Origin of the sequence: Pseudoclavibacter helvolus, assembly GCF_014191305.1 — a bacterium.
Taxonomy (GTDB): Bacteria; Actinomycetota; Actinomycetes; order Actinomycetales; family Microbacteriaceae; genus Pseudoclavibacter; species Pseudoclavibacter helvolus.
Map to the genome: position 1 here is coordinate 190,376 of NZ_JACHWJ010000001.1, position 23,834 is coordinate 214,209.

A 23,834-nucleotide genomic window follows, 5' to 3' on the forward strand; every position below is an offset into this window, starting at 1 on the left:
AACATGCGGCCGAGAGTCCAGCTCTCGGCCGCATGTTCTTTTGTTTCAGCGCATGGTGTCTCTCGCCTTTCGGCGGGTTCCGCCCGCCAGGGGAACACGACCCTCTGCCCGCATTCGGCTCGATGAGCCTCCACTCAAGCAACGCAGCGCGCTTCGTGCGCAGGAAGAAGTCGACACCATGATCGAAAGTCCGCGCAACGCGCGAGTCAAGGAAGTCAGGAAGCTCGCGCAGAAGTCGGAGCGCCAGGAGACTGGCCTCTTCGTCATCGAGGGCCCGCAGGCGGTGCGTGAGGCGCTTGTCTCGCGCCCCGAGCTCATCGAGGAGCTGTTCGTTACCCCGACGGCGCTCGAACGGCACTCTGAGCTGCGAGGTCTTGCCGAGGACGCCCAGCTCGAGGTTGCCTTCGCGAGCGAGGAAGCCATCGACGCGATGGCAGACACCCGCACGCCGCAGGGCGTCATCGCGGTCTGCCGCCAGTTCCCCTCGTCGATCCGGGATGCACTGAGCGGCTCCCCGAAGCTCGTTGCCATCCTCGAAGAGGTGCGCGATCCGGGCAACCTCGGCACCATCATCCGTGCCGCGGATGCTGCTGGCGCGGACGCCGTCATCCTCACGGGCCGCACCGTGGACCTCTACAACTCGAAGGTCGTGCGCTCGAGCACTGGCTCGATCTTCCACTTGCCGATCGCCGTTGAGGTGACGCTCGACGTCGCGACCTCACGCGCCCGCGACGCGGGGTTGCGCGTCGTGGCTGCGGACATCGACGGCTCTGACCTGCTCTCCGCCCGCGACTCTGGTGAGCTGGCGCAGCCGACGGCTTGGCTCTTCGGCAACGAGGCTCGTGGCCTCGACGACGAGCAGCTGGCGTACGCGGACGCGACCCTGAGCGTGCCGATCTACGGGCAGGCCGAGTCCATGAACCTCGCGACCGCCGCCTCTGTCTGCCTGTACGAGAGCGCGTTCGCGCAGCGCGCCTAGTAGCAGCGCACCACAAGGAACGCCCGAGCCACCCCGCGATCTTCGCGGGGTGGCTCGGGCGTCTCTGTCTGTGTCGCTGTTTGTGCTTCCCTCGCTCTGGGCTGGTGCCGGCTCGCCCAGGGCGCACTTGTGGTCGCTTGCGGTGAGTCCAAGCGACCAGAACTCCGCTCTAGGCTGGTGCCAGCTCGGCCCGCTCGGCGCTCGTAGGGCTCGGCGCCACGAAGCGCCCCGGGTCTCCGCCCCGACACACCTCGACCGGGAGCGTGTCGGGCGGCATGTCGGCTCGACTCAGTCGCTGTCGAGCGAGGCCAGCCAGGCGCTGTGCAGCTCGGCGTAGCGGCCGCCAGCCGCGACGAGTTCGGCGGGGGAGCCGTCCTCGACGATCGTGCCGGCGTCCAGGACCAGCACTCGGTCAGCGTCGTTGACGGTCGAGAGCCGGTGGGCGATGATCACGGCGGTTCTGTCGTGCAGGAGCGTGCCGAGCGCTTGCTGGACAGCGCGTTCGCTTGGGATATCGAGCGAGCTGGTCGCCTCATCGAGGATCAGCACTTCGGGGTCGGCGACAAACGCCCGGGCGAACGAGATGAGCTGACGCTGTCCGGCGGAGAGCTTCACCCCGCGGTGGCTCAGGTCCGTGTCGTAGCCGTCCGGCATGCGTCGGATGAACGGGTCGGCGCCGATGAGTTTCGCGGCTCGTTCGATGTCGTCCCGGCTCGCGCCAGGTCGACCGAGTTCGATGTTCGAGGCAACGGTTCCCTGGAACAGGAATGGGTCCTGCGTGACGGTGACGACTCGTTGCCGGAGCTCGCTGTCCTGCAGCTCACGGAGGTCGACGCCGTCGAGTGTGACCTCGCCGGTTGTGGGGTCGGCGAACCGCGCGATGAGGCTCGCCAGGGTCGTCTTGCCCGCACCGGTAGGTCCCACGATCGCAACGGTCTGGCCCGCGGCGATGTGCAGGTCGGTCCGCTGCAGGACAAGCGGACCCTCGCCGTACGAGAACGTCGTGCCGCGGAGGGTCATGTCGCCGCGTCCAGAGGCTTGCCGCGCGCCTGAGGGCGGTCGTTGAGCGCCGCGCTGTTCGTCGCGAGCCGCCGACGGCTCGGCGACGCTTGGCCGTTCCTCGAGGACACCGGAGATCTTCTCGAGTGCCGCGACTGCCGATTGGAAGGTGTTGGCGAACATGCCAACGGCCTCCATGGGCTGGAACAGCTGCACGAGGTACAGGGCCGCCGCGACGAGCAAGCCGACGCCGATACTGCCGTCGAGCGTTCGAAGGCCGTTGACGAGCACGAGCACCGCAAGCCCGATGCTGCTGATGAGGTTGATGCCCGTAAAGAGGTTGCCGAACGCCATAGCCGTGCGACGCCCAGTGTCCGTGTAGGCGCCGTTCAAACCGCCGTAGACGTCTGCGTTGCGGGCTTCCGCGCGGAACGCCTGCATGGCACGGATTCCCGTGATCGTCTCGACGAAGCGCACGATGAGGCGCGCGGAGCGTTCGCTGGACTCACGGTAGAGGCGTGACGAGACGACCTGGAAGTGCCGCGTGACGAGGACAACCGGGACGAAGACAGCGAGGGCGACCAGCGCGGACAGCGGGTCGAGGATGAACAGCGCCGTCGCGATGAACGCCATCCGAGCGACGGCATTGACCAGGTCGCCGAAGCCAGACTCGAGGAGTTCGGCTAACGCGTCGACGTCGTTCGTCTGCCGACTGATGACGCGCCCTGACGTGTAGCGCTGGTGGAAGTCGAGGCCGAGGCGACCCGTGTGTTCGAAGAGCAGCGTGCGCACTCGCAGGAGCACGCGCTGGCTGAGGGCCGCGGCTCGGCGTGTGAAGAGGTTCGACAAGCCCGCATCGGCGATCGTCGCGACGATGAGGGCGCCGACGACGATCGCGAAGGGCCGCCAGTCGCCTTCGAGCAGCCTCGGCAGGCCGGTATCGATGGCCTGCGAGAGCAGCAGCGGCCCGGCGGCCGACGCCGCCTGGCTGACAAGCACCAGCACCCCGAGCCAGACGAGGCTGCCGCGATGCGGCGCGAGGAGCTGACCCATGAGGCGAAGGGATCGTTGACGCAGGAGTCGAGCGGTGCCGCGGTCGACACTGGTGAGGTGCTCGACCTGCACGCCAAGGGGCGCGGGTGGGGTGCGCGTGCTCACGCGACGACCTCATCCACGTGGTCGCCCTGCCAGAGCAGGCCGCGGTACACGGGGTCGGCCGCCAGCAGGCTCCGGTGCTCACCGACTGCCGTGATGCGCCCATCCTGGAGCACAGCGACTCGGTCGGCGAGCGCGACGGTGGATGAGCGGTGCGCGACGACAAGCGTGGTGACCCCGGTGAGCGCCGTGCGAAGCGCCTCCGTCGCCAGGGTCTCGGTGCGCACGTCGACGGCGGAGAGCGGGTCGTCCAGGACGAGGACACGAGGGCGCGCGATGATGGCGCGTGCCAGTGCCAGGCGCTGCCGTTGGCCCCCGGAGAGGCTGTGCCCTTCTTCGCCGATGAGCGTGTCGAGTCCGTCGGGGAGTTCGAGCGCGAACCCCGCCTGTGCCACAGTGAGGGCTTCCCGCAGTTCATCGTCGCTGGCCTCCGGGCGGCCGAGGGCGACGTTGTCCCTGACGCTCGCCGAGAAGAGGAGCGGCTGCTCGAAGGCGATGGCCACGTGGCTCCTGAGCTCGTCGCGGCGGAAGCGACGGATGTCGGTGCCGTCGAGGAGCACTTCCCCGTCCGTCGGGTCGTGGAGGCGCACGGCAAGCTCGCTGAGCAGGCTCTTGCCGCTGCCGGTTGCCCCGACAAGCGCGAGCGTCTCACCTGGTCTGAGTGTCAGGTCGATACCTTGCAGCACCTCGTCGTCGTCCCGCGCATCCGGGAAGCGGAATCGCACGCCGCGGAACTCGAGGACGCCGGGGCCGACGGGAACGGGGAGGGGTGCTGCCGGGTCGGATACGGTCGTCGCGGTGTCCAGCACCTCGAAGACTCTTGTCGTGGATGCGGCTGCGTCGAGGGTGTCCGCGAACAGGAAGCCGAGGGATCGCACGGGCCACGAGAGCATGAGGGCCGTAAAGAGGAACGCCGAGAGCTCACCGATCGTGAGTCGTCCGCCGGCGACGGCGAGCACTCCCAGGGCAAGTGAGGTCGCGACGGCGAGCTGGGGGAGCAGGATGAGCCACGAGCGCATGTCTGCCTGCTTGCGGGCTTTCTCGAGCTCAGTCTCGCGCAGGGCTTGGGCCTCGGTCCGGAACGACGCGAGGAATTCGCCGCCGCGGCCGAACGCCTTGATGACGCGGATTCCCTTCGCCGCCTCACCGACCGTGGTGGCGAGCGCCCCGGCCTGGTCCTGACTGCGGCGCGAGAGTCGGCCGTACACGCGCTGGAAGCGGAGTGTGATGAGGGCCGTCGGGATGCTGAAGACGGCATAGACGATGCCGAGTAGAGGGTCGAGCCAGAGGAGGACGCCGATTCCGGCGACGACCGTGAGCAGGTTCACCGTCAGCATGATGAGCCCGAAGGCGAGCCAACGCCGCACCCGGTTCAGGTCAACGGAGGAACGGGAGAGGAGCTGCCCGGCCTCCCACTCATCGTGGAAGGCCGCAGGCAGATCCTGCAGCCTGGCGAAGAGACGGTCACGCACCCGACGTTCGACGCCCACCATCGGCGTGAGTACGAGGATGCGGCGCAGGTACCAGAGGAAGGCCTCGAAGCAGCCGACCGCGAGGAGGGCTAGCGAGCCCCAGATGATGGCGGCCCGCTCGCCGGAAGAGACCGGCCCGTCGACGATGAGGCGGATGATCTGCGGGCCGACGAGGCTCAGCACTGCGGCGGTGAGGGCCGACGCGAAGCCCGCGAAGAGGCTCCATTTCACCGGGCGGACGAACTCCCAGAGTCGCAGGAGTTGTCGAAGTCCGGGCTCAGCGCGCATCCGGTCCAGGCTAGTCGGCCCCACGTTGGAAACGGCGAGTCGAGGAGTGCGGGGCGTCTCGGGGCGCAACGAAAAGCTCCCCACGAGCCGGAACTGAGAACCTCAGTGCCTGCTCGTGGGGAGCTTCGCTCGCGGAGACCGCTTAGAGCCTGTCGCCGTCTTCCTTCTTGCGGAGGTCGATCTGGCGTTGCGCTTCCGCCTTGTCGTGCTTTGCCCTCTGGCGCTCGTCCTCTTCGAGTTCCAGCACGTCCGACTGCTGAACCAGGATGAGCTCAGTGTCGGTCACGTTGCCAGCGTTGCCGACGGGCTTCGCTTCGACCTCGGTGGTGCCCTGCACCTTCGGGTTCTGCGAGATGCGCTTCTGGGCCACCGTAGCGAGCCAGGAGAGCAGCACACAGGTCAGGATGTAGACGGCGCCGATCACTATCGTGACCGGGATGTACGGGGTGCCGTAGTTCGTCTGGCTTCCCATGAGCTTCGCCAGGTAGAGAAGCTCGTTGTAGGTGATGATCGATCCGAGCGCCGTGTCCTTCAGGGTCACGACGAGCTGCGCGATGATGACTGGCAGCATCGAGCGAATCGCCTGCGGAAGCAGGATGAGCTGCATCACGCCGGTTTTCCGCAGACCGATTGCGTACCCGGCCTCGGACTGACCGCGGGGCAGCGCCTCGACGCCGCTTCGGATGACCTCGGAGAGTACTGAGCCGTTGTAGGCGATCAGCGCGATGACAACTGCCCAGAACGGGTCCATCTTCACGCCGAGGCCCGGGAGGGCGTAGTACAGGAGCATCATGAGGATAAGCACAGGGATGGCGCGCAGGACCTCGACGACAACCGTCACCGGGATACGGACCCAGGCGTGGTCGGAGAGGCGTCCGATTGCGAGGATGAAGCCGAGTGCAAGTGCACCGACCGCAGCCACGAGAAACGCGCTCAGCGTCGCCCAGAGGGCCTTGGCGATTTGCGTCCAGATCGCGGCGTAGCCAAAGATCTGCCACTTGTTGGCACTGAGGTTTCCCGTGACGCCGAGCCGGTAGATGATCAGCGCGGCGAGCGCGACGACCACGGCAATGGTGACGACGCTGAGGATTCGGTTTCGTGCCAGAGCCCTGGGGCCCGGCACGTCGTACAGCACTGAAGTCTGGCTCATCGTGCGACCTTCCAGTGTCGTTCGAGCGCGTTCTGCACCCAGGAGAGGAGAAGGACCAGGGCGACGAAGACCGCTGCGACCACGAGCAGGACGCCAAGGGCATCTTCGCCCCGTTCGCTCATGTTGGCGCGGATGCTGCCGAGGTTGACGACTGAGAAGCCGGCGGCCACCGTCGTGTTCTTGAGGAGCGCGATGAGCACGCTCATCATCGGCGGCACGACGGCTCGTGCGGCCTGGGGCAGCACGATGAGCGACATGACCTGCCCGAAGGGCAGGCCGATCGCGCGGGCCGCTTCGGCCTGGCCGACTGGCACGGTGTTGATGCCGCTTCGCAGGACCTCAGCGACGTACGTGGCCGTGTAGATCCCAAGCGCGAGGATGCCGAGGGTGAGGTAGTCCGCTTGCCCGATCGGGAACAGCACGGGCACAGCGAACGCGAAGATGAAGAAAACCAGCGTGAGCGGGGTGTTGCGGATGACGTTGACGTACGCGGCCCCGACCATCTGAGCGATCGGGACGGGCGAGACTCGCATGGCGCCGACGATGAAGCCGAGAACCAACGCGAGCAAGGCGCCGCCGAAGAAGAGGATGAGTGTCCCCACGAGGGAGGCTCCCCAGAGGTCGAGGTGGTTCGTGATGATGTCGAACACGCTCGCCTTCCTTTCTGAGTTACGGCGCGGGGCGCCCTAGGTGCGAACGAGCGGCGGCGAGATTGTGGTCTCGCCGCCGCTCGCCTGTGGGATTAGTAGCGGTCGGGCGTTGGCTGCGAGACCGTGGTTCCGGAGGAACCGAGGTTGTAGTCGAAGATCGACTGCCAGACGTCGCCGCCCTCTTCGAGGGTCGTGTTGAAGTGGTCGCGCAGAGCGTCGTCGCCCTTTGCGAGGCCGATGCCGTAGAGCTCCGTGCTGAAGGGCTCGCCAACTACCTTGAGCTGGTCCGGGGCTTGTGCTGCGTAGCCGATAAGGATGGCCTCGTCGGTCGTGACTGCGTCAACCTGGCCGTTCTTCAAGGCCTCAACACACTCAGAGTACTTCTCGAACTCAACGGGCGTGACTTCCGGGTAGTTGTCCTTGATGTTCTGGATTGGTGTGGAGCCCGTCGCGGAGCAGACCTTGACGCCAGCGACCAGGTCGTCGACGCCCGTGATCTCGGAGTCGGCGCCGACGAGGAGGCCCTGGCCCGTCTCGAAGTACGGACCGGCGAAGTCGATCTGGTCCTTGCGCTTGTCGGTGATCGAGTAGGTGCCGACGTAGTAGTCGATGTCGCCGTTGATGATCGCCTGCTCGCGGTTCGCGGACGGGATCGCCTTGAACTCGATGTTCTCCTCGGAGACGCCGAGCGAAGCTGCCATCCAGCGGGCGACGTCGACGTCGAAGCCGGTGCGCTCTCCGGTGACCGCATCCAGGTAGCCGAGGTTCGGCTGGTCTTCCTTGACACCGACGACGACCTTGCCGCCTGCAGCGGTGATCTTGTCGAACGTGGGCGAGCCTTCGATGGCGACGTCGGTCGCGACCTCGAAGACGGGTGCTTCACCGGTTGTGGTGCCCTCTTCGCCACCGCCACCTGCTGCCGGCGGCGCCCCCTCGGCGCAGCCCGTCAGTACGAGTGAGGCCAGGATGCCTGCGCCGAGAATGGCGCTGAGCTTGGTCTTTCGCATTTGCTTCTCCTTCTGTTGGAAGTCTGTTGAGTCCTGCGAGACAGTCGAGGCGCGGAGCCGCGCCGACGGTCAGTGGGTGATGAGCTTGGAGAGGAAGTCCTTGGCGCGGTCGGTCTTCGGGTGCGTGAAGAAGTCCTCAGGGGACTGGTCTTCGAGCACCTGGCCGTCGGCCATGAAGACGACTCTGTCGGCGGCCTTGCGCGCGAAGCCCATCTCGTGGGTCACGACGATCATCGTCATGCCCTCCTTAGCGAGGTCGACCATGACGTCGAGGACTTCGTTGATCATCTCGGGGTCGAGCGCGCTGGTGGGCTCGTCGAAGAGCATCACCTTCGGCTTCATGGCAAGCGCACGCGCGATCGCGACTCGCTGCTGCTGGCCGCCCGAGAGTTGTGCCGGGAACTTCGCGGCCTGGTGACCGATGCCGACTCGGTCGAGAAGCACCTTTGCTTCTTTTTCGGCGTCTGCCCTCGAGAGCTTCCTGACCTTGATGGGGCCAAGGGCAACATTCTCGAGGATGGTCTTGTGGGCGAAGAGGTTGAAGGACTGGAAGACCATTCCGACGTCAGCGCGCAACGCGGCGAGTGCCTTCCCTTCCTTGGGTAGCACCTTCCCGTCGATGCGGATTTCCCCCGAGGTGATCGTCTCGAGTCGATTGATCGTGCGACACAGGGTTGACTTGCCGGAACCGGATGGTCCGATGACGACGACGACCTGACCGCGCTCGACGTTGAGGTTGATGTCCTTCAGGGCGTGGAATTCACCGTAGTGCTTCTCGACGTGGTCAACGACGACGAGGGGCTCGCTCTGATTTTGCATGGTGTGATTCCACCACAGCGTCAGACTCCGTCGTCGCCCATTTCTCGCTTTCGAAACGAGATGGTTACCTGATCGGTGCACTGAGGGCGCGATTTCGGTGCTCCTGGCTACACCTGAACCCTGGAAGATCGCCGGAATTACGCGGGTTCCTACCGCTCGACGGGATGAAGCCAGATTCTCGCAAAGACGTTCGCCCGGCATATCTCACGGGGTGAGAAAGCATGATTTTGGGATCTGGAACCGTTGTCTGCTCGGTTCGGTAAACTCGATCCTTGTGTCTGACGCCTCATCGAACCCCATCACGCAGGAAGCCGTCGGCTCCGCGGTCGACGCGGCGCTCGCCGCTATCGCCGCGGCGCCCGACCTGACAGCACTCAAGCGAGTGCGCGCCGAGCATCTGGCGGAGGGTTCAGCGATCGCGTCGCTGAACGCCGCGATGCGAGCCGTGCCCAAGGAGAGCAAGAAGGAAGCCGGGCAGCTCATCGGGCAGGCCCGCACCCGTGTCAACGAGGCCTTCGCGGCACGCGAGGGTGAGCTGGCAGAAGCCGAGGCGACCGCGCGTCTCGCCGCCGAGACCGTCGACGTCACGCTCGCGCGCCCTGCCCGTGCGACCGGAGCGCGGCATCCGCTCACCGTGCTGCAGGACCGCGTGAGCGACATCTTCGTTGGCATGGGGTGGGAGATCGCGGAAGGCCCAGAGCTCGAGAGCGAGTGGTTCAACTTCGACTCCCTCAACTTCGACGCCGACCACCCGGCGCGGGCCATGCAGGACACGTTCTTCGTGGAGCCAGCAGACCGCCACCTCGTGATGCGCACACACACCTCGCCGGTTCAGATGCGTTCCCTTATCGAGCGTGGCGTTCCTCTCTATGTGCTCGCGCCAGGCCGCACGTACCGGACCGACGAGCTCGACGCGACCCACACGCCTGTCTTCACGCAGTTCGAGGGCATCGCGATCGACAAGGGCCTCACGATGGCGCACTTGCGCGGCACGCTTGAGCACTTCGCGACGTCGATGTTCGGCGACGAGGCGCGCATTCGACTGCGCAACAACTACTTCCCGTTCACGGAGCCGAGCGCCGAGATGGACATCTGGCACCCGGGAGCCAAGGGCGGCCCCCGCTGGATCGAGTGGGGTGGCTGCGGCATGGTGCACCCCAACGTGCTGCTCGCGGCAGGCGTCGACCCGGAGGAATACCAGGGCTTCGCATTCGGCATGGGTGTCGAGCGCACCCTCATGTTCCGCAACGCGCTCACCGACATGCGAGACATGGTCGAGGGCGACGTCCGTTTCAGCACCCAGTTCGGAATGGTGATCTAGTCATGCGTGCCCCACTCTCCTGGCTCCGCGAGTACGCGGAGATCCCAGCCTCTGCCTCCCCAGCTTCGGTGCTCGACGCGTTTGTCCGCGTCGGACTGGAAGACGAGGCCGTCCACGGCACGCAGCTGCAGGGCCCGATCGTCGTCGGCGAGGTGCTCTCGGCTGAGCCTGAGCCGCAGTCGAACGGAAAGACCATCAACTGGTGCCAGGTGCGAGTCGCGCCTGAGGGCCAGCTCGCCGCCGATGGTGGCGCGGATGTGCGCGGCATCGTCTGCGGAGCCCACAACTTCGGCGTCGGCGACTCTGTCGTCGTCACGCTTCCAGGCGCCGTTCTTCCCGGCGACTTCGCTATCGCAGCTCGCAAGACCTACGGGCACGTCTCCGACGGCATGATCGCGTCGCAGCGTGAGCTCGGCATGGGCGATGACCACGAGGGCATCATCGTGCTCTCGCGCCTCGGCGTCAGCGCAGCTCCGGGGACCGACGCGATCGAACTGCTCGGTCTCACCGAGCAGGCGGTCGAGGTGAACGTCACGCCAGATCGCGGCTACGCCATGTCGATTCGTGGTCTCGTTCGCGAGTACTCGAACGCGACGGGCGTCGCGTTCACCGACCCGGCGCTCCGTCCGCAGCTCGAGGCGATCCTTGCCGAAGCCATCGCGCCAGATGCGCAGGACGTGCGCGTGACCGTGTCGATCGACGACGACGCGGCCGTGCGCGACCAGCCCATGGCACCCGTCTTCGTGGGGCTCGTGGTCGAGGGCATCGACGCGACGCGTCCGACGCCGACGTGGATGGCCCAGCGACTCCGCCTCGCGGGCATCCGCCCACTTGCCGTCGCCATCGACATCACCAACTACGTCATGCTCGAGCTGGGGCAGCCCATCCACGGCTACGACCTCGACAAGCTCCGCGGAGGCATCCACGTGCGGCGCGCCAGCGAGGGCGAGCAGCTCACGACCCTCGACGGGAAAGAGCGCACGCTCAGCGCCGAGGACATCCTCATCACCGACGACCGAGGCCCGATCGGGCTCGCCGGCGTCATGGGCGGCGAGGAGACGGAGCTCAGCTCCGAGACGAGCAACGTCTTCATCGAGGCGGCCTCGTTCTCGCCGATCTCGATCGCCCGCACGGCGCGCAGGCACAAGCTGCCGAGCGAGGCCTCACGCCGCTTCGAGCGCCGGGTCGATCCACGCGTCGCGCAGCCTGCTGCGGCCCGCGTCGCGGAGCTGCTCGTCGAGCACGCAGGCGGCCGCGTCGTGCGCGCCGGAAGCGTGCACGAGCAGATCCCGACTCCCGAGTCGCTGACCCTGCCCGTCGATGCTGCTTCGCGCATCATGGGAGTCGACTACACGCTCGACGAAACGATCGGCGCCCTGCGCGCTGTTGGCTGCGAGGTCTGGGAAGAGGCGGAGGGCCTCCTTGGCGTGACGGTGCCGAGCTGGCGCGGCGACCTCACGGAGCCGGTGACCCTCGTCGAGGAGATCGGTCGCCTGTGCGACTTCGAGCGCATCCCGTCCCGCCTCCCCGTTGCGCCTCCGGGACGCGGCCTCACTCGCGAGCAGCGACTGCGCCGTGCCGCGGCGGACGTGCTCGCCGCGTCCGGTGCTGTCGAGGTCCAGAGCTACCCGTTTGTACCTGAGGCAGATACGGTCACCTTCGGTCGCCCCGACGACGGCGAGGTGGCGGCCGTCAAGCTCGCGAACCCGCTCGACCCGCGCGCAGCCTGGCTCCGCACGAGCCTCTTGCCTGGACTCCTCACGATCGCGCACCGCAACGTGTCGCGTGGTCTCACCGATCTCGCGATCTTCGAGACGGGGACTGTCTTCAAGCCGGAGTCCGGCGTCGTCTACGGCGTGGACGAGGTCCCCGCTGTTGCCCAGCGCCCCACCCCGGAGCGCCTCGCGGAGCTGGAGGCCGGCCTGCCGCCGCAGCCTCGGTACGCGGCGGGTGTTGTGCTCGGCCAGCGCGAGCCGAAGCGTCCCGGTCACGCACCGGTCGCGGCGTCCTGGGAAGATGCGCTCGAGCTCGTCTCGCAGCTGGGCCTTGCGACCGGCGCCGAAATACTGGTGCGGCAGGGCAGCCACCGTGCCTTCCACCCTGGACGTTGCGCCGAGCTGTTCGTCAGCCAGGGCCTCGACGAGGTTGTTGTCGGCTACGCGGGCGAGGTCCACCCGGACATCGCCGAGGGCGCCGACCTCCCTCGCGTCGTTGCGGCTTTCGAAGTCAACCTCGACGCGGTCATCGAGCTCGCGCGCCGGGACATCCTTCCCGAGCCGATCTCGACGTTCCCCGCCGCGACGCAGGACCTGAGTCTCGTGGTGGATGCGGCAGTCCCGGCGGCCGAGGTGTCGAACGCCGTGAGCGAGGGCGCCGGTCTTCTACTCGAGCAGCTCACGATCGTTGACGACTACCGCGGAGCCGGCCTCGAAGACGGGCAGAAGAGCCTCACGTTCGCTCTCCGATTCCGCGCGACCGACCGCACGCTGACCGCGGCAGAGGCGAGCGAGGCGAAGGAAGCGGGCGCAGCGCTCGCCGCAGAGCGTTTCGGCGCGACGATGCGAGCCTGACGCGCGAGCATCCAAAAGCAATCGCCCGGCCCCTCGAGGGGCCGGGCGATTCTGCGTAGCGGGAACGTGCTGAGCCTGCTTCGCTGCTCGGGACTCAGTCGCTCACGCGGGACTCAGTCGGTGCGCGGGACTCAGCCCTCGCGTGAGACCGCGGCCTCCTTGAGGCTCGCCTCGAGAGCGACCCAGGAGAGCATGGCGCACTTGACGCGCATGACGAACTTCGAGACGCCCTGGAAGGCCACCGCGTCCTCGAGAAGGTCTTCATCGGGTTCCGACCCGTCTCGTGTTCGGAGCATGAGTCGGAACGCAGCGACGAGTTCCTCGATCTCGGCGGTCGACTTGCCGACGGCGAGCTCGCTGAGCACGGAGGCCGAGGCCATGGAGATGCTGCAGCCGTCGCCCTGCCATGCGAGCTCGGCGAGGCCGGTGCCGTCTTCGTCGAGCTTCACGCGCACCGTGATCTCGTCACCGCAGCTGGGGTTGCGCTCGAAGTGCTCGGCGTCTGCGTCGGCGAGTGGTCCGTCGCCCGCACGCTTCTTGGAGTGCTCGAGGATGAGCTGCTGGTACAGGCCGTCGAGTGCGCTCATGCGTCGACCCCGAACCAGGCGCGGATCTGGCCGACCGCGAAGAGGAGACGGTCGACGTCCTCTCGGGTCGTGTAGAGGTAGCTGCTCGCGCGCGTCGACGCCGTGAGACCGAGCCTGCGGTGCAGCGGCTGCGCGCAGTGGTGGCCGCCGCGGACGGCGATGCCCTTGGAATCCAGGAACTGGGTGACGTCGTGGGAGTGGACCCCCTCGACTTCGAAGCTCACGAGGCCGGCGCGAGGCACGCCGACTGGCTCGCCGATGATGCGGACACCGGGGATCCCGGAGAGCCCGTCGAGGAGGAGCTGGCCGATCTCTGCTTCGTGCGCCGCGACGGCGTCCATGCCGACGCCTTCGAGGTAGCGGACGGCCTCGGCGAGCGCAACCACCTGCGAGACAGGCTGCGTGCCGGCCTCGAAGCGCGTCGGGGGAGCCATGAAGTCGCTCTCCTCCATAGTGACGGTCGTGATCATCGAGCCGCCGGTGCGCGCGGGTGGGAGCGCATCCAGCATCTCGGCCCGGCCGTAGAGCACGCCGACGCCGTTCGGGCCGAGCATCTTGTGGCCCGAGAATGCGGCGAAGTCGACGCCTATGGCGGGGAAGTTGACGGGCAGGTGCGGCACCGACTGGCACGCGTCGAGCACGACGATCGCGCCGGCCTCGTGGGCGAGTTCGGTGAGTCGCGTCGCGTCCGCGATGAGGCCAGTCACGTTCGAGACGTGGGCGAAGGCGAAGATCTTGGTGCGGGGGCCGATGAGGGCTGCGGCGTCCTCGACGGTCCACGTGCCTCGATCGTTGACCGGGACGTACACGAGCGTCGCCCCGGTATCGAGGGCCAGCTGCTGCCACGGCACGAGGTTCGCGTGGTGCTCGGCTTCCGTGATCAGGATCTCGTCGCCCTCGCCGATCGCGAGGAGGGATGCGCGTGCACCGCCTCGCCCGGCGCTGGCGATGCGGATGCCCCCGGTCACGAGATTGATGGCGTCGGTTGCGTTGAGCGTCCACGAGATCTGCTCAGGGGCCGCGCCCACGAAGCTGGCAACCGTCTCGCGCGCGTCCTCGAATGCGACCGTAGAGAGCGCGGCAAGCGTGTGGGCGCCGCGGTGAACCGCGGCGTTCTCCGTTTCGAGGAAGCGGCGCTCGGTGCCGAGCACCTGCAGTGGACGCTGGGACGTTGCGCCGGAGTCGAGGTAGACGAGGGGTTCGCCGTTGACCTCCTGATCGAGGATCGGGAAGTCCTTCCGCAGCTCGAGCACGCGGGCGCCGCTCAGCGAGCTCGGCGCCGAAAGGGTCTCGTCCGCGCGGGTGGGGGAAGCTGCGTCTTCGGTGTTCAGTGTCACGTCGTCCTCTCCTTGGCCGGGTGCCGTCGACGGCTGAACGTCGTGGCCCCAGCCTGTCAAGCCTACGAGTGCAACGTGCGCCGCGCCTCCTGCATTCCCTCAAGCGTCCAGGGGGAGCCTCTTCGCATGGCGGTCGAACTCCGGTGGGGGTGGCACGGCCTAGGATGAACGGCATGGCTTTCTCCGTTGCAGTAGCTGGGGCGAGCGGGTACGCAGGTGGCGAACTCCTGCGCATTCTCGCCTCGCACCCCGAACTCGAGGTCCGTACCGTCACCGCCCACGCGAATGCGGGCGAGCGGCTCCTGCGTGTGCATCCGCACCTCGCGAGCTACGCCGACCTCGTGCTCGAGCCGACAACCGCAGAGGTGCTGCGGGGACACGACGTCGTCTTCCTGGCTCTGCCGCACGGGACCTCTGGCGCGATCTCGGCTGAGCTTGGCGCGGACACGCTGGTCATCGACTGCGGAGCCGACCACCGCCTCGAGCGCGAAGAGGACTGGGCCGAGTACTACGGAGGCGACTTCTTCGGCACCTGGGCCTACGGCCTGCCAGAGCTCGAGCTTGCCGGAGCGGCCGGCAAGCAGCGTGCGAACCTCGAGAACGTGTCACGCGTCGCCGTCCCCGGCTGTAACGTCACTGCGATCTCACTGGCGCTCGCGCCTGCCTTGCACCGCGGGCTGGTGCAGCCGACCGACCTCACCGCGGTCCTGGCCGTCGGCCCCTCCGGCGCCGGCAAGAAGGCGGCCGTTTCCCTCCTGGGCTCGGAGCTCATCGGCTCGGCGAACCCCTACGCCGTAACAGGAGGACACAGGCACAACCCCGAGGTCAGGCAGAACCTCCGGCGCGCAGGTGGCGCCGAGGTCTCCCTCGCGTTCACACCTGTGCTCGTCCCCATGGCCCGCGGCATTCTGGCCACGACGACGGCTCGCCTCGCGGACGGCGTCGATGCGGCCGTGCTTCGCGCGGCTTACGAGGAGTCCTACGGTGGCGAGCGCTTCGTGCAGCTCCTCCCCGAAGACGAGTGGCCGCGCACAGGTGACGTGACCGGCTCGAACCGCGCTTCCATCGGCATCGGCGTCGACGAGCGCGCTGGGCGCCTCGTCGCTGTCGCCGCGATCGACAACCTCGGCAAGGGCACTGCGGGCGCCGCGGTGCAGTCAGCGAACCTCGCCCTCGGACTCGAAGAGTCCCTGGGCCTTCCCCTGGACGGAGTGGCACCGTGAGCGTGACCGCAGCAGCAGGCTTCCGAGCGGCAGGTGCCGCGGGCGGCATCAAGTCGGAGGGGCGTCGCGACGTTGCCCTCGTCGTCAACGACGGGCCGAGCGCCGCCTGCGCGGCGGTCTTCACGAGCAACCGCTGCAAAGCAAACCCCATCCTCTGGTCGCAGGAAGCGATCAAGGGCGGGTCGATCTCGGCGATCGTGCTGAACTCCGGCGGAGCGAACTGCTACACGGGGTCCTTCGGCTTCCAGACGACGCACCAGACGGCGGAGGCCGTCGCGGCCAAGCTGGGTATCGGAGCAGGCGACGTGCTCGTCTGTTCGACGGGCCTCATCGGTGTTGGCGACCAGAGCTTCCGCGATGGTGTGCTGCGCGGGGTTGAACTCACGGCTGACTCGCTGGCAGACACGGCGGAAGCTGGCGAGGAGGCCTCGCTCGCCATCATGACCACCGACTCGAAGCCCAAGCGCTCCGTGCGCGAGCGGGAGGGGTACGTGATCGGCGCAATGGCGAAGGGTGCGGGCATGCTCGCGCCAGGGCTCGCGACGATGCTCGTCGTGATCACGACCGACGCTGACCTCGAGTCCGCAGCGCTGGACCGTGCGCTCCGCGCAGCGACTCGAGTCACGTTCGATCGGGTCGACTCCGACGGCTGCATGTCGACCAACGACCAGGTCACCCTCATGGCGTCCGGCGCGAGCGGCGTGACCCCGGACGAGTCTGCTTTCACGACGGTGCTCACTGAGGTGTGCGCGGACCTGGCTCGCCAGCTGCAGCAGGACGCCGAGGGTGCCAGCCACGACGTCACCATCACGACGATCGGCGCGGCGACCGAGCAGGACGCGCTCGACGCCTCGCGTGCCGTTGCGCGCTCCAACCTCTTCAAGGCCGCCATCTTCGGGAACGACCCCAACTGGGGACGTGTGCTCGCCGCGGTCGGCACGACCGACGCGGAGTTCGACCCGCAGGCGCTCGACGTCACGATCAACGGCGTCATGGTCTGTCGAGCAGGCACGCCCCACGAGTCGGCCGACCTCGTCGACCTCACCCCGAGGGACACGAGCGTCCTCATCGACCTCCACGCAGGCGTGAGCGAGGCGACGATCCTCACCAACGACCTGACGCATGACTACGTGCACGAGAACAGCGCCTACTCGTCCTGACGAGCAGCGCACCTCCCGACCATGCGCAGCATTCGCGGCGCGGATGCCTGAAGAGCCCAACGGTTTCTGACCGGCCCGAAAGGGGCAGCATGACCACTCCCGACTTGTACGAGAAGGCGACCTCCAAGGTCGAGACGCTCATCGAGGCCCTGCCATGGATGCAGGAGTTCGCGGGTCGCGTCCTTGTCATCAAGTTCGGCGGCAATGCCATGGTCGACACGGAGCTTTTCGAGGCCTTCGCGTCTGACATCGCGTTCCTGCGGTACGCGGGCATCAAGCCGGTCATCGTGCACGGCGGCGGCCCGCACATCTCCAGGATGCTCGGCAAGCTGCGCATCGAAAGCGAGTTCAAGGACGGCTACCGAGTGACCAGCGAGGAGGCCATGGAGGTCGTTCGCATGGTGCTCGGCGGCCAGGTCGCCCGCGAGCTCGTGGCGGCCATCAATGAACGTGCTCCCATCGCCGTGGCCACGAGCGGAGAGGATGCTGGCCTCTTCCAGGCCAGACGAAAGAAGCTCGTCATCGATGGCGAGACCGTCGACCTCGGGCTCGTCGGCGAGATCGAGACCGTCGACCCGACCGTGGTCAGGGCCGATATCGCGGCCGGGCGCATCCCGGTCGTCTCGTCGATCGCGAGCGACATCGACTCGCCGCGGAAAGCACTCAACATCAACGCGGACCGCGCCGCGTCGGCGCTCGCGCAGGCACTCGGCGCCGCGAAGCTCATCATGCTGACCGACGTCGCGGGACTCTACCGCGACTGGCCCGACATCGACTCGCTCATCTCGGAGATCGACCTCGACGAGCTGCGGACCCTGCTGCCCACGCTCTCTGCCGGCATGATCCCGAAGGTGCAGGCCTGCATCGAAGCCGTAGAGGGCGGCGTCGACCAGGCTGCCATCATCGACGGGCGCGTGCCGCACTCGATGCTGCTCGAGATCTTCACGACAGAGGGCTTCGGCACCAAGGTGTCCGCCTGATGCACCTGCGCGCGCGGCGAGGCTGCACCTCGCTCCGACTTCTCTCCATCACCCACCGAAAGGCCATCCTGTGATTCGCCACTTCCTCCGCGACGACGACCTGACTCCAGCAGAGCAGCGCGAGGTGCTCGAGCTCGCCGCAGTGCTCAAGCGCGATCGCTTCTCTGCGCGTCCGCTCGAGGGACCGCGCAGCGTGGCAGTCATCTTCGACAAGACCTCGACGCGCACGCGGGTCTCGTTCCATGTGGGGATCTCGGAGCTCGGCGGCTCGCCGCTCATCATCTCGACGGCGTCCAGCCAGCTGGGAGGCAAGGAGACCGCCTCCGACACCGCCCGCGTCCTGGAGCGCCAGGTTGCCGCGATCGTGTGGCGCACCTACGCGCAGAGTGGCCTCGAGGAGATGGCGAACGGCGCCATCGTCCCCGTCGTCAACGCGCTGAGCGATGACTTCCACCCCTGCCAGCTCCTCGCCGACCTGCTGACGGTCAACGAGCACCTCGGTGAGACGGCCGGGCGCACGCTCGTCTTCCTGGGAGACGGGGAGAGCAACATGGGGCACTCGTACCTGCTGGCCTGCGCGACGGCGGGCATGCACGTGCGCATCGCGGCGCCCGTCGGCTACCAGCCTCGGGCTGACGTGGTCGCGGACGCCGAGCGGATCGCCGCCCAGACAGGCGGGTCCGTGACCGTCGGCGAGAACATTGACGAGCTCGTGGCTGGGGCAGACGTCGTCGTGACCGACACCTGGGTCTCGATGGGGCGCGAAGACGAGAAGCAGCGCCGTATCGACGCGCTCAGCGCGTACCGGGTGACCGAGGAAACAATGGGCAAGGCCGCGGAAGGTGCCATCTTCCTGCATTGCCTGCCGGCCGACCGCGGCTACGAGGTCGACGCCGCTGTCATCGACGGGCCGCAGTCGGTCATCTGGGACGAGGCCGAGAATCGCCTCCACGCCCAGAAGGCCCTGCTCGTCTGGCTGCTCGCCAAGGCCGCGGCCTAAGCCGGCTATCCACCGCACATAGACTGAACACAAGACTCAAACGCTAGGAGCATTGATGACGGAACGCGTCGTTCTCGCATACTCCGGAGGTCTCGACACCTCCGTCGGCATCGGATGGCTGAAGGATGCCACCGGCAAGGACGTGGTCGCACTCGCGATCGACGTCGGCCAGGCCGGTGAGGACATGGAGAAGGTGCGACAGCGAGCGCTCGACTGCGGCGCTGTCGAGTCGGTTGTCATCGACGCTCGCGAGGAATTCGCCAGCGACTACATCGTGCCGGCGCTCAAGGCGAACGCCCTTTACCAGAAGCGCTACCCGCTGGTTTCCGCGCTCTCACGCCCGCTCATCGCCAAGCACCTCGCGAAGACTGCTCGCGAGCTCGGCGCTGACTCGATCGCGCACGGCTGCACCGGCAAGGGCAACGACCAGGTTCGCTTCGAGGCCGCCGTTGCCGCTGTGGCTCCTGAGCTCACCTCGATCGCGCCCGTGCGCGACCTCGCGCTGACGCGCGACAAGGCGATCGTCTACGCGCAGGAGCACAACCTGCCCATCGAGCAGTCGAAGAAGAGCCCGTACTCGATCGACCAGAACGTCTGGGGCCGTGCCGTCGAGACCGGGTTCCTCGAGGACCCGTGGAACCCGCCCATCGAAGATCTCTACACCTACACGCAGGACCCGGACCTGACGCGCGAGCCCACCGAGGTCACGGTCACGTTCGAGCAGGGTGTCCCAGTCAAGATCAACGGCGAGTCGCTTACGCCGATCCAGGTCGTCGAGCTCATGAACAAGCTCGCGGGCGACCAGGGCGTCGGCCGTATCGATGTCGTCGAGGACCGTCTCGTGGGTATCAAGAGCCGTGAGATCTACGAATCCCCGGCCGGCCTGGCCCTCATCGAGGCGCACGAGCACCTCGAGGACCTCACGATCGAGCGCGATGTCGCACGCTTCAAGCGCGGCATCGAGGCCGAATGGTCGAACCTCGTCTACGACGGGCTCTGGTTCTCCGGACTTAAGCGCTCGCTCGATGCATTCATCAATCACACGCAGGAGCACGTCTCCGGCGAAGTGCGTATGACTCTGCACGGCGGTCGCGCGGTTGTCACGGGTCGCCGCTCAGACGAGTCGCTCTACGACTACAGCCTTGCCACCTACGACACCGGTGACACGTTCGACCAGTCGCACGCGAAGGGCTTCATCGAGCTCTGGAGCCTGCCGTCCAAGATCTCGGCTCGCCGCGACAAGCCGGAACTCTGAGCATGGTCGCATCCGAGGGCGACTCGAAGTCCGGGGGAGTGACCACGCCGGGCGCGCTCTGGGGCGGTCGCTTCAGCGACGGGCCGTCCCCGGAGCTCGCGCGCCTGTCGAAGTCGACGCACTTCGACTGGCAGCTCGCGAAGTACGACGTGGCTGGGTCGCGGGCGCACGCTGGTGCGCTCGCGGCTGCTGGCTACCTCGACGAAGCCGAATTCAAGGGCATGCTGGACGCGCTCACCGAGCTCGAGCGGCGCGTTCTGGCCGCAGAGTTCGTGGCGGCTGAAGATGACGAAGACGTGCACGGCGCGCTCGAGCGCGGGCTGATCGAGATCGCCGGCCCTGAACTCGGTGGCAAGCTTCGCGCCGGTCGCAGCCGCAACGATCAGATCGCCACGTTCGTGCGGATGTACCTGCGCGACCACAGCGCGACGATCGCACAGCAGGTCGAGACGCTTGTGGAGGTGCTCGCGCAGCAGGCCGAGCAGAACATCCAGGTCATCATGCCTGGGCGCACGCACTTGCAGCACGCGCAGCCCGTGCTGCTCTCGCACCACCTGCTCGCCCACGCCTGGCCGCTCGTCCGTGACCTCGATCGGCTGCGTGACTTCGATCGCCGTCTCGACGAGTCTCCGTACGGAGCCGGTGCGCTTGCGGGGTCCACGCTCGGCCTCGACGCGGTTCGCGTCGCGCGCGAGCTGGGCTTCGCATCCTCTTCACCGAACTCGATCGATGCCACGGCAAGCCGCGACCTGGTCGCGGAGTTCGCGTTCATCGCGGCGCAGATCGGCATCGACCTTTCGCGGCTCTCCGAGGAGATCATCCTCTGGAACACGAAGGAGTTCGGATTCGTCACGCTGCACGATGCGTATTCGACGGGGTCGAGCATCATGCCGCAGAAGAAGAACCCGGACATCGCGGAACTGGCGCGTGGCAAGGCGGGGCGCCTCATCGGCAACCTGTCCGGCTTGCTTGCGACGCTCAAGGCTCTCCCGCTCGCCTACAACCGCGACCTGCAGGAGGACAAAGAGCCGATCTTCGATTCCGTCGAGACGCTCGAGCTGGTGCTGCCGGCGTTCACGGGAATGGTCGCGACGCTCACGTTCCATGGTGAGCGGATGCGTGAGCTCGCGCCGCAGGGCTTCTCGCTCGCGACGGACGTGGCCGAGTGGCTCGTGAAGCGGCAGGTCCCGTTCCGGATCGCCCATGAGGTGTCCGGTTCCATGGTCCAGGCCGCGGAGTCCAAGGGGGTGGACCTTGACGGACTGAGCGATGCGGAGATCTCGGCAGTGTCCGAATACCTGTCGCCAGACGTCCGCGAGGTGCTTTCGGTTGACGGCTCCGTCGCGACTCGCGACGGGCGCGGTGGCACGGCTCCTGTTCGTGTCGCAGAGCAGATCGTCGAGCTCCGCGAGCGGCTGGCCTCGCTCAAGTCCTAGGGCATCGCGTGGGTAGAGATCTCCACGCGGCTCTTCTCGAAGGACCGCTCTCAGCGGCAGATGCGCTGCTGGGGGCGGTCCTTTCGCGTTCGTCTCCGGACGGCGTCGTCTCGGTTCGATTGACCGAAGTTGAGGCCTACGCGGGTGAAGATGACCCGGGGTCCCACGCTTTCCGCGGTCGAACGGCGAGGAACGTCACGATGTTCGGCACGGTCAGGCACCTGTACGCCTATCGCATCTACGGGATCCACACATGCCTCAACGTCGTGACAGGGGAGCGGGGGACCGCGTCCGCGGTCTTGCTCAGGTCCGGTGAGGTCATCGACGGCGTCGAGTTGGCGAGGGCGCGGCGAGGTGCAGGCCGTCGTTCAGGTGCTCGATTGCATGATCATGAGCTTGCTCGAGGGCCGGGGAATCTGGTCACGGCCCTCGGCGCACACATGGGGGATGACGGCGCGCGTTTCGACGCCGAACCGTATGCGCTTGCGCCGCGTCCGGCCGGTACACGTGGCGTTGTCGTTCGCGGGCTGCGAGTCGGAGTGGGGACTCCGGGTGGGGCACTGCCCTTCGACTGGCGATTCTGGCTGGAGGGCGAGGCTTCGGTTTCTCGCTACGTTGCCCACAAGTCGCTCCGCGCGGGGAAGGGCTGACGCGGCATCCGCTTGATACGGTTGGCCGGTGACTACGCGTGATCTGACGACCCAGCACAACGACGCCACCTTCGAGCACGTCATCGACGAGCTTGAGTGGCGCGGGTTCATCCACGTCTCGACCGATCTGGCCGAGCTCAAGGAACGGATGAACGAGGGGCCGATCACGTACTACTGCGGCTTCGATCCGACTGCCCCCAGCTTGCACCTTGGTCACCTCGTGCAGCTGATCCTTCTGCGCCGCCTCCAGCTCGCGGGCCACAAGCCGCTTGGCCTGGTCGGCGGTTCAACGGGTCTCATCGGTGACCCCCGCCCGACGGCGGAGCGCACGCTCAACTCGAGGGAGACCGTTGCGGAATGGGTTGAAGGCCTCCGTGGGCAGATCGACGGTTACCTCTCGTTCGAGGGCGACAATGCCGCTCGTATGGTGAACAACCTCGACTGGACGGCGCCGCTCTCCGCGATCGACTTCCTGCGCGAGATCGGCAAGCACTTCCGTGTGGGGTCAATGCTCAAGAAGGACGCCGTTTCGGCGCGACTCAACTCCGAGGCGGGCATCTCGTACACGGAGTTCAGCTACCAGATTCTTCAGGCGATCGACTTCCTTGAACTGCACCGCAACTACGGGTGTGTGCTGCAGACGGGTGGCAGCGACCAGTGGGGCAACCTGACTTCCGGCGTTGATCTGATTCGCCGCACGGAAGGCGCGAGCGTCCACGCACTCGGCACCCCGCTCATCACGAACTCGGATGGCACGAAGTTCGGCAAGAGCGAGGGCAACGCGATCTGGATCGATGCTGCGCTCACCAGTCCGTACGCGTTCTACCAGTTCTGGCTCAACACTGACGACGCCGACGTCATCGCGCGCATCAAGATCTTCACGTTCCTCACCCGCGACGAGATCGCGGAGCTCGAGAAGCTGGTCGCGGAGGAGCCGTTCAAGCGCGTCGCGCAGAAGACGCTCGCATCGAAGGTGACCTCGTTGGTCCACGGCGAGAAGGCGACCGACGCCGTCATCGCTGCTTCGGCTGCGCTCTTCGGGCAGGGGGAACTCTCTGAGCTCGACGGCGACACGCTTCGTTCCGCGATCCTCGAACTCCCGAATGCGGAGGTCGCGGGTGGAACGCTCGTTGCGCAGGCCCTTGTCGACACGGGACTCGCGAAGAGTCTTGGCGACGCTCGCCGCGGTATCGCGCAGGGTGGCGTCTCGCTCAACAACGAACGCGTGGCCGATGAGTCGGCAGTCGTGGACGAATCGGCTGCGCTTGCCGGCGGCGTCGCAGTGCTCCGTCGTGGCAAGAAGACCCTCGCTGGCCTGGTTTTCCGGGCCTGACGGGGGAGTGGCCCCGCTTCGACACGCCCGGGATGCGGCACGAGTTGTGTGCCGACCCAGCCGTGCGTAAAGTAATCACTCGTCAGGCCAACGGAGCGAAACGCGAGAGCGGGTTGCACGGGCCGGATGGTTCTGAAAGAAAGATCAGCATCTGCCACTTGTTCTTGCAAGTTGGAGCAACATGATCTACACTCGGAACTCCTGCCTCACCGGGTAGCAAGATCGGTGGCCTCTGGTTCTTCCAGTTGGTTGTGCGGAGGATGAGCTTCATGCTCACGGTCCGTGGTTCTTGTCCGGGGGATGCAGTACAAGCGATGGCTCCTTAGAGATGACCGTGAGGTTTGAAGAGGGAAGCGCTCGATTCTTGAGAACTCAACAGCGTGCACTATGTCAAATGCCAATTTGATCCCGTGCCTCTTCTTTTGGAGGGGTAAGCCTCTCTTTTTGAGGGGTAAGGATTCCT

General features: G+C 66.9%; 19 protein-coding genes. 11 read left to right on the forward strand and 8 right to left on the reverse strand.

Features of this window, described 5'->3' with window-relative positions:
- Positions 1 to 178 precede the first annotated feature (178 nt).
- A complete protein-coding gene (locus tag FHX72_RS00835) occupies positions 179 to 979 on the forward strand; it encodes a TrmH family RNA methyltransferase (protein WP_068481107.1) in 801 nt (266 codons plus the stop codon).
- A gap of 288 nt (positions 980 to 1,267) precedes the next feature.
- Here FHX72_RS00835 and FHX72_RS00840 read toward each other — a convergent pair whose 3' ends face one another.
- From FHX72_RS00840 to FHX72_RS00865, 6 genes are all read right to left on the reverse strand, one after another.
- Positions 1,268 to 3,136 carry an ABC transporter ATP-binding protein gene (locus FHX72_RS00840; protein WP_338109986.1) on the reverse strand — a complete coding sequence of 623 codons (1,869 nt, stop codon included), beginning with the start codon at positions 3,134 to 3,136 and terminating at the stop codon, positions 1,268 to 1,270.
- Positions 3,133 to 4,893 carry an ABC transporter ATP-binding protein gene (locus tag FHX72_RS00845; protein ID WP_183622453.1) on the reverse strand — a complete coding sequence of 587 codons (1,761 nt, stop codon included), beginning with the start codon at positions 4,891 to 4,893 and terminating at the stop codon, positions 3,133 to 3,135. Before FHX72_RS00845 ends, FHX72_RS00840 begins: the two co-directional genes overlap by 4 nt.
- A gap of 142 nt (positions 4,894 to 5,035) precedes the next feature.
- Positions 5,036 to 6,043 carry an amino acid ABC transporter permease gene (locus tag FHX72_RS00850; protein ID WP_183622455.1) on the reverse strand — a complete coding sequence of 336 codons (1,008 nt, stop codon included), beginning with the start codon at positions 6,041 to 6,043 and terminating at the stop codon, positions 5,036 to 5,038.
- Positions 6,040 to 6,693, reverse strand: a complete 654-nt coding sequence (locus FHX72_RS00855) for an ABC transporter permease subunit (protein WP_183622457.1) — start codon at positions 6,691 to 6,693, stop codon at positions 6,040 to 6,042. Before FHX72_RS00855 ends, FHX72_RS00850 begins: the two co-directional genes overlap by 4 nt.
- A gap of 92 nt (positions 6,694 to 6,785) precedes the next feature.
- Positions 6,786 to 7,700, reverse strand: coding sequence for a glutamate ABC transporter substrate-binding protein (locus FHX72_RS00860; protein ID WP_183622459.1), 915 nt, complete (start codon positions 7,698 to 7,700; stop codon positions 6,786 to 6,788).
- A 69-nt stretch (positions 7,701 to 7,769) separates the two neighbouring features.
- A complete protein-coding gene (locus FHX72_RS00865) occupies positions 7,770 to 8,519 on the reverse strand; it encodes an amino acid ABC transporter ATP-binding protein (RefSeq protein ID WP_068481095.1) in 750 nt (249 codons plus the stop codon).
- Between the two features lie 274 nt (positions 8,520 to 8,793).
- On the opposite strand from FHX72_RS00865, the gene pheS reads away from it, so the two are divergent.
- On the forward strand, positions 8,794 to 9,840 hold the full coding sequence (gene pheS, locus FHX72_RS00870) for a phenylalanine--tRNA ligase subunit alpha (RefSeq protein ID WP_377605114.1): 1,047 nt from the start codon (positions 8,794 to 8,796) through the stop codon (positions 9,838 to 9,840).
- A 2-nt stretch (positions 9,841 to 9,842) separates the two neighbouring features.
- Positions 9,843 to 12,410 (forward strand): phenylalanine--tRNA ligase subunit beta, encoded by a 2,568-nt coding sequence (gene pheT / locus FHX72_RS00875; protein ID WP_183622461.1) that lies wholly within the window; start codon positions 9,843 to 9,845, stop codon positions 12,408 to 12,410.
- Positions 12,411 to 12,541: 131 nt separating this feature from the next.
- Here the strand turns inward: pheT and sufU are convergent, their stop codons facing one another.
- Positions 12,542 to 12,997 carry a Fe-S cluster assembly sulfur transfer protein SufU gene (gene sufU, locus FHX72_RS00880; protein WP_068493142.1) on the reverse strand — a complete coding sequence of 152 codons (456 nt, stop codon included), beginning with the start codon at positions 12,995 to 12,997 and terminating at the stop codon, positions 12,542 to 12,544.
- Complete coding sequence (locus FHX72_RS00885) at positions 12,994 to 14,265, reverse strand: SufS family cysteine desulfurase (protein WP_068481386.1); 1,272 nt, start codon at positions 14,263 to 14,265, stop codon at positions 12,994 to 12,996. Before FHX72_RS00885 ends, sufU begins: the two co-directional genes overlap by 4 nt.
- Positions 14,266 to 14,507: 242 nt before the next feature.
- Here FHX72_RS00885 and argC point away from each other — a divergent pair, with 242 nt between their 5' ends.
- The 8 genes from argC (at position 14,508) to tyrS (ending at position 23,371) form a co-directional block, all read left to right on the forward strand.
- Entirely contained in the window at positions 14,508 to 15,557 is a 1,050-nt protein-coding gene (gene argC, locus FHX72_RS00890) for an N-acetyl-gamma-glutamyl-phosphate reductase (protein ID WP_068481383.1), read from the forward strand.
- Positions 15,554 to 16,717, forward strand: coding sequence for a bifunctional glutamate N-acetyltransferase/amino-acid acetyltransferase ArgJ (argJ, locus tag FHX72_RS00895; protein ID WP_068481085.1), 1,164 nt, complete (start codon positions 15,554 to 15,556; stop codon positions 16,715 to 16,717). The genes argC and argJ overlap by 4 nt, the downstream gene beginning before the upstream one ends.
- 89 nt (positions 16,718 to 16,806) lie before the next feature.
- A complete protein-coding gene (gene argB, locus FHX72_RS00900) occupies positions 16,807 to 17,697 on the forward strand; it encodes an acetylglutamate kinase (protein ID WP_068481082.1) in 891 nt (296 codons plus the stop codon).
- A gap of 70 nt (positions 17,698 to 17,767) precedes the next feature.
- The gene (gene argF, locus FHX72_RS00905; protein ID WP_068493144.1) at positions 17,768 to 18,697 is read left to right on the forward strand and encodes an ornithine carbamoyltransferase; all 930 of its coding nucleotides are present in this window, start codon (positions 17,768 to 17,770) and stop codon (positions 18,695 to 18,697) included.
- A 55-nt stretch (positions 18,698 to 18,752) separates the two neighbouring features.
- Positions 18,753 to 19,952: an argininosuccinate synthase gene (locus FHX72_RS00910; RefSeq protein WP_068481076.1), complete on the forward strand. Its 1,200-nt coding sequence runs from the start codon at positions 18,753 to 18,755 to the stop codon at positions 19,950 to 19,952.
- Between the two features lie 2 nt (positions 19,953 to 19,954).
- Positions 19,955 to 21,388 (forward strand): argininosuccinate lyase, encoded by a 1,434-nt coding sequence (gene argH / locus FHX72_RS00915; RefSeq protein ID WP_068481073.1) that lies wholly within the window; start codon positions 19,955 to 19,957, stop codon positions 21,386 to 21,388.
- Between the two features lie 8 nt (positions 21,389 to 21,396).
- Positions 21,397 to 22,038: a DNA-3-methyladenine glycosylase gene (locus FHX72_RS00920; RefSeq protein WP_183622464.1), complete on the forward strand. Its 642-nt coding sequence runs from the start codon at positions 21,397 to 21,399 to the stop codon at positions 22,036 to 22,038.
- Between the two features lie 28 nt (positions 22,039 to 22,066).
- The gene (tyrS, locus tag FHX72_RS00925) at positions 22,067 to 23,371 is read left to right on the forward strand and encodes a tyrosine--tRNA ligase (RefSeq protein ID WP_068481066.1); all 1,305 of its coding nucleotides are present in this window, start codon (positions 22,067 to 22,069) and stop codon (positions 23,369 to 23,371) included.
- The last annotated feature ends 463 nt before the right edge of the window (positions 23,372 to 23,834 follow it).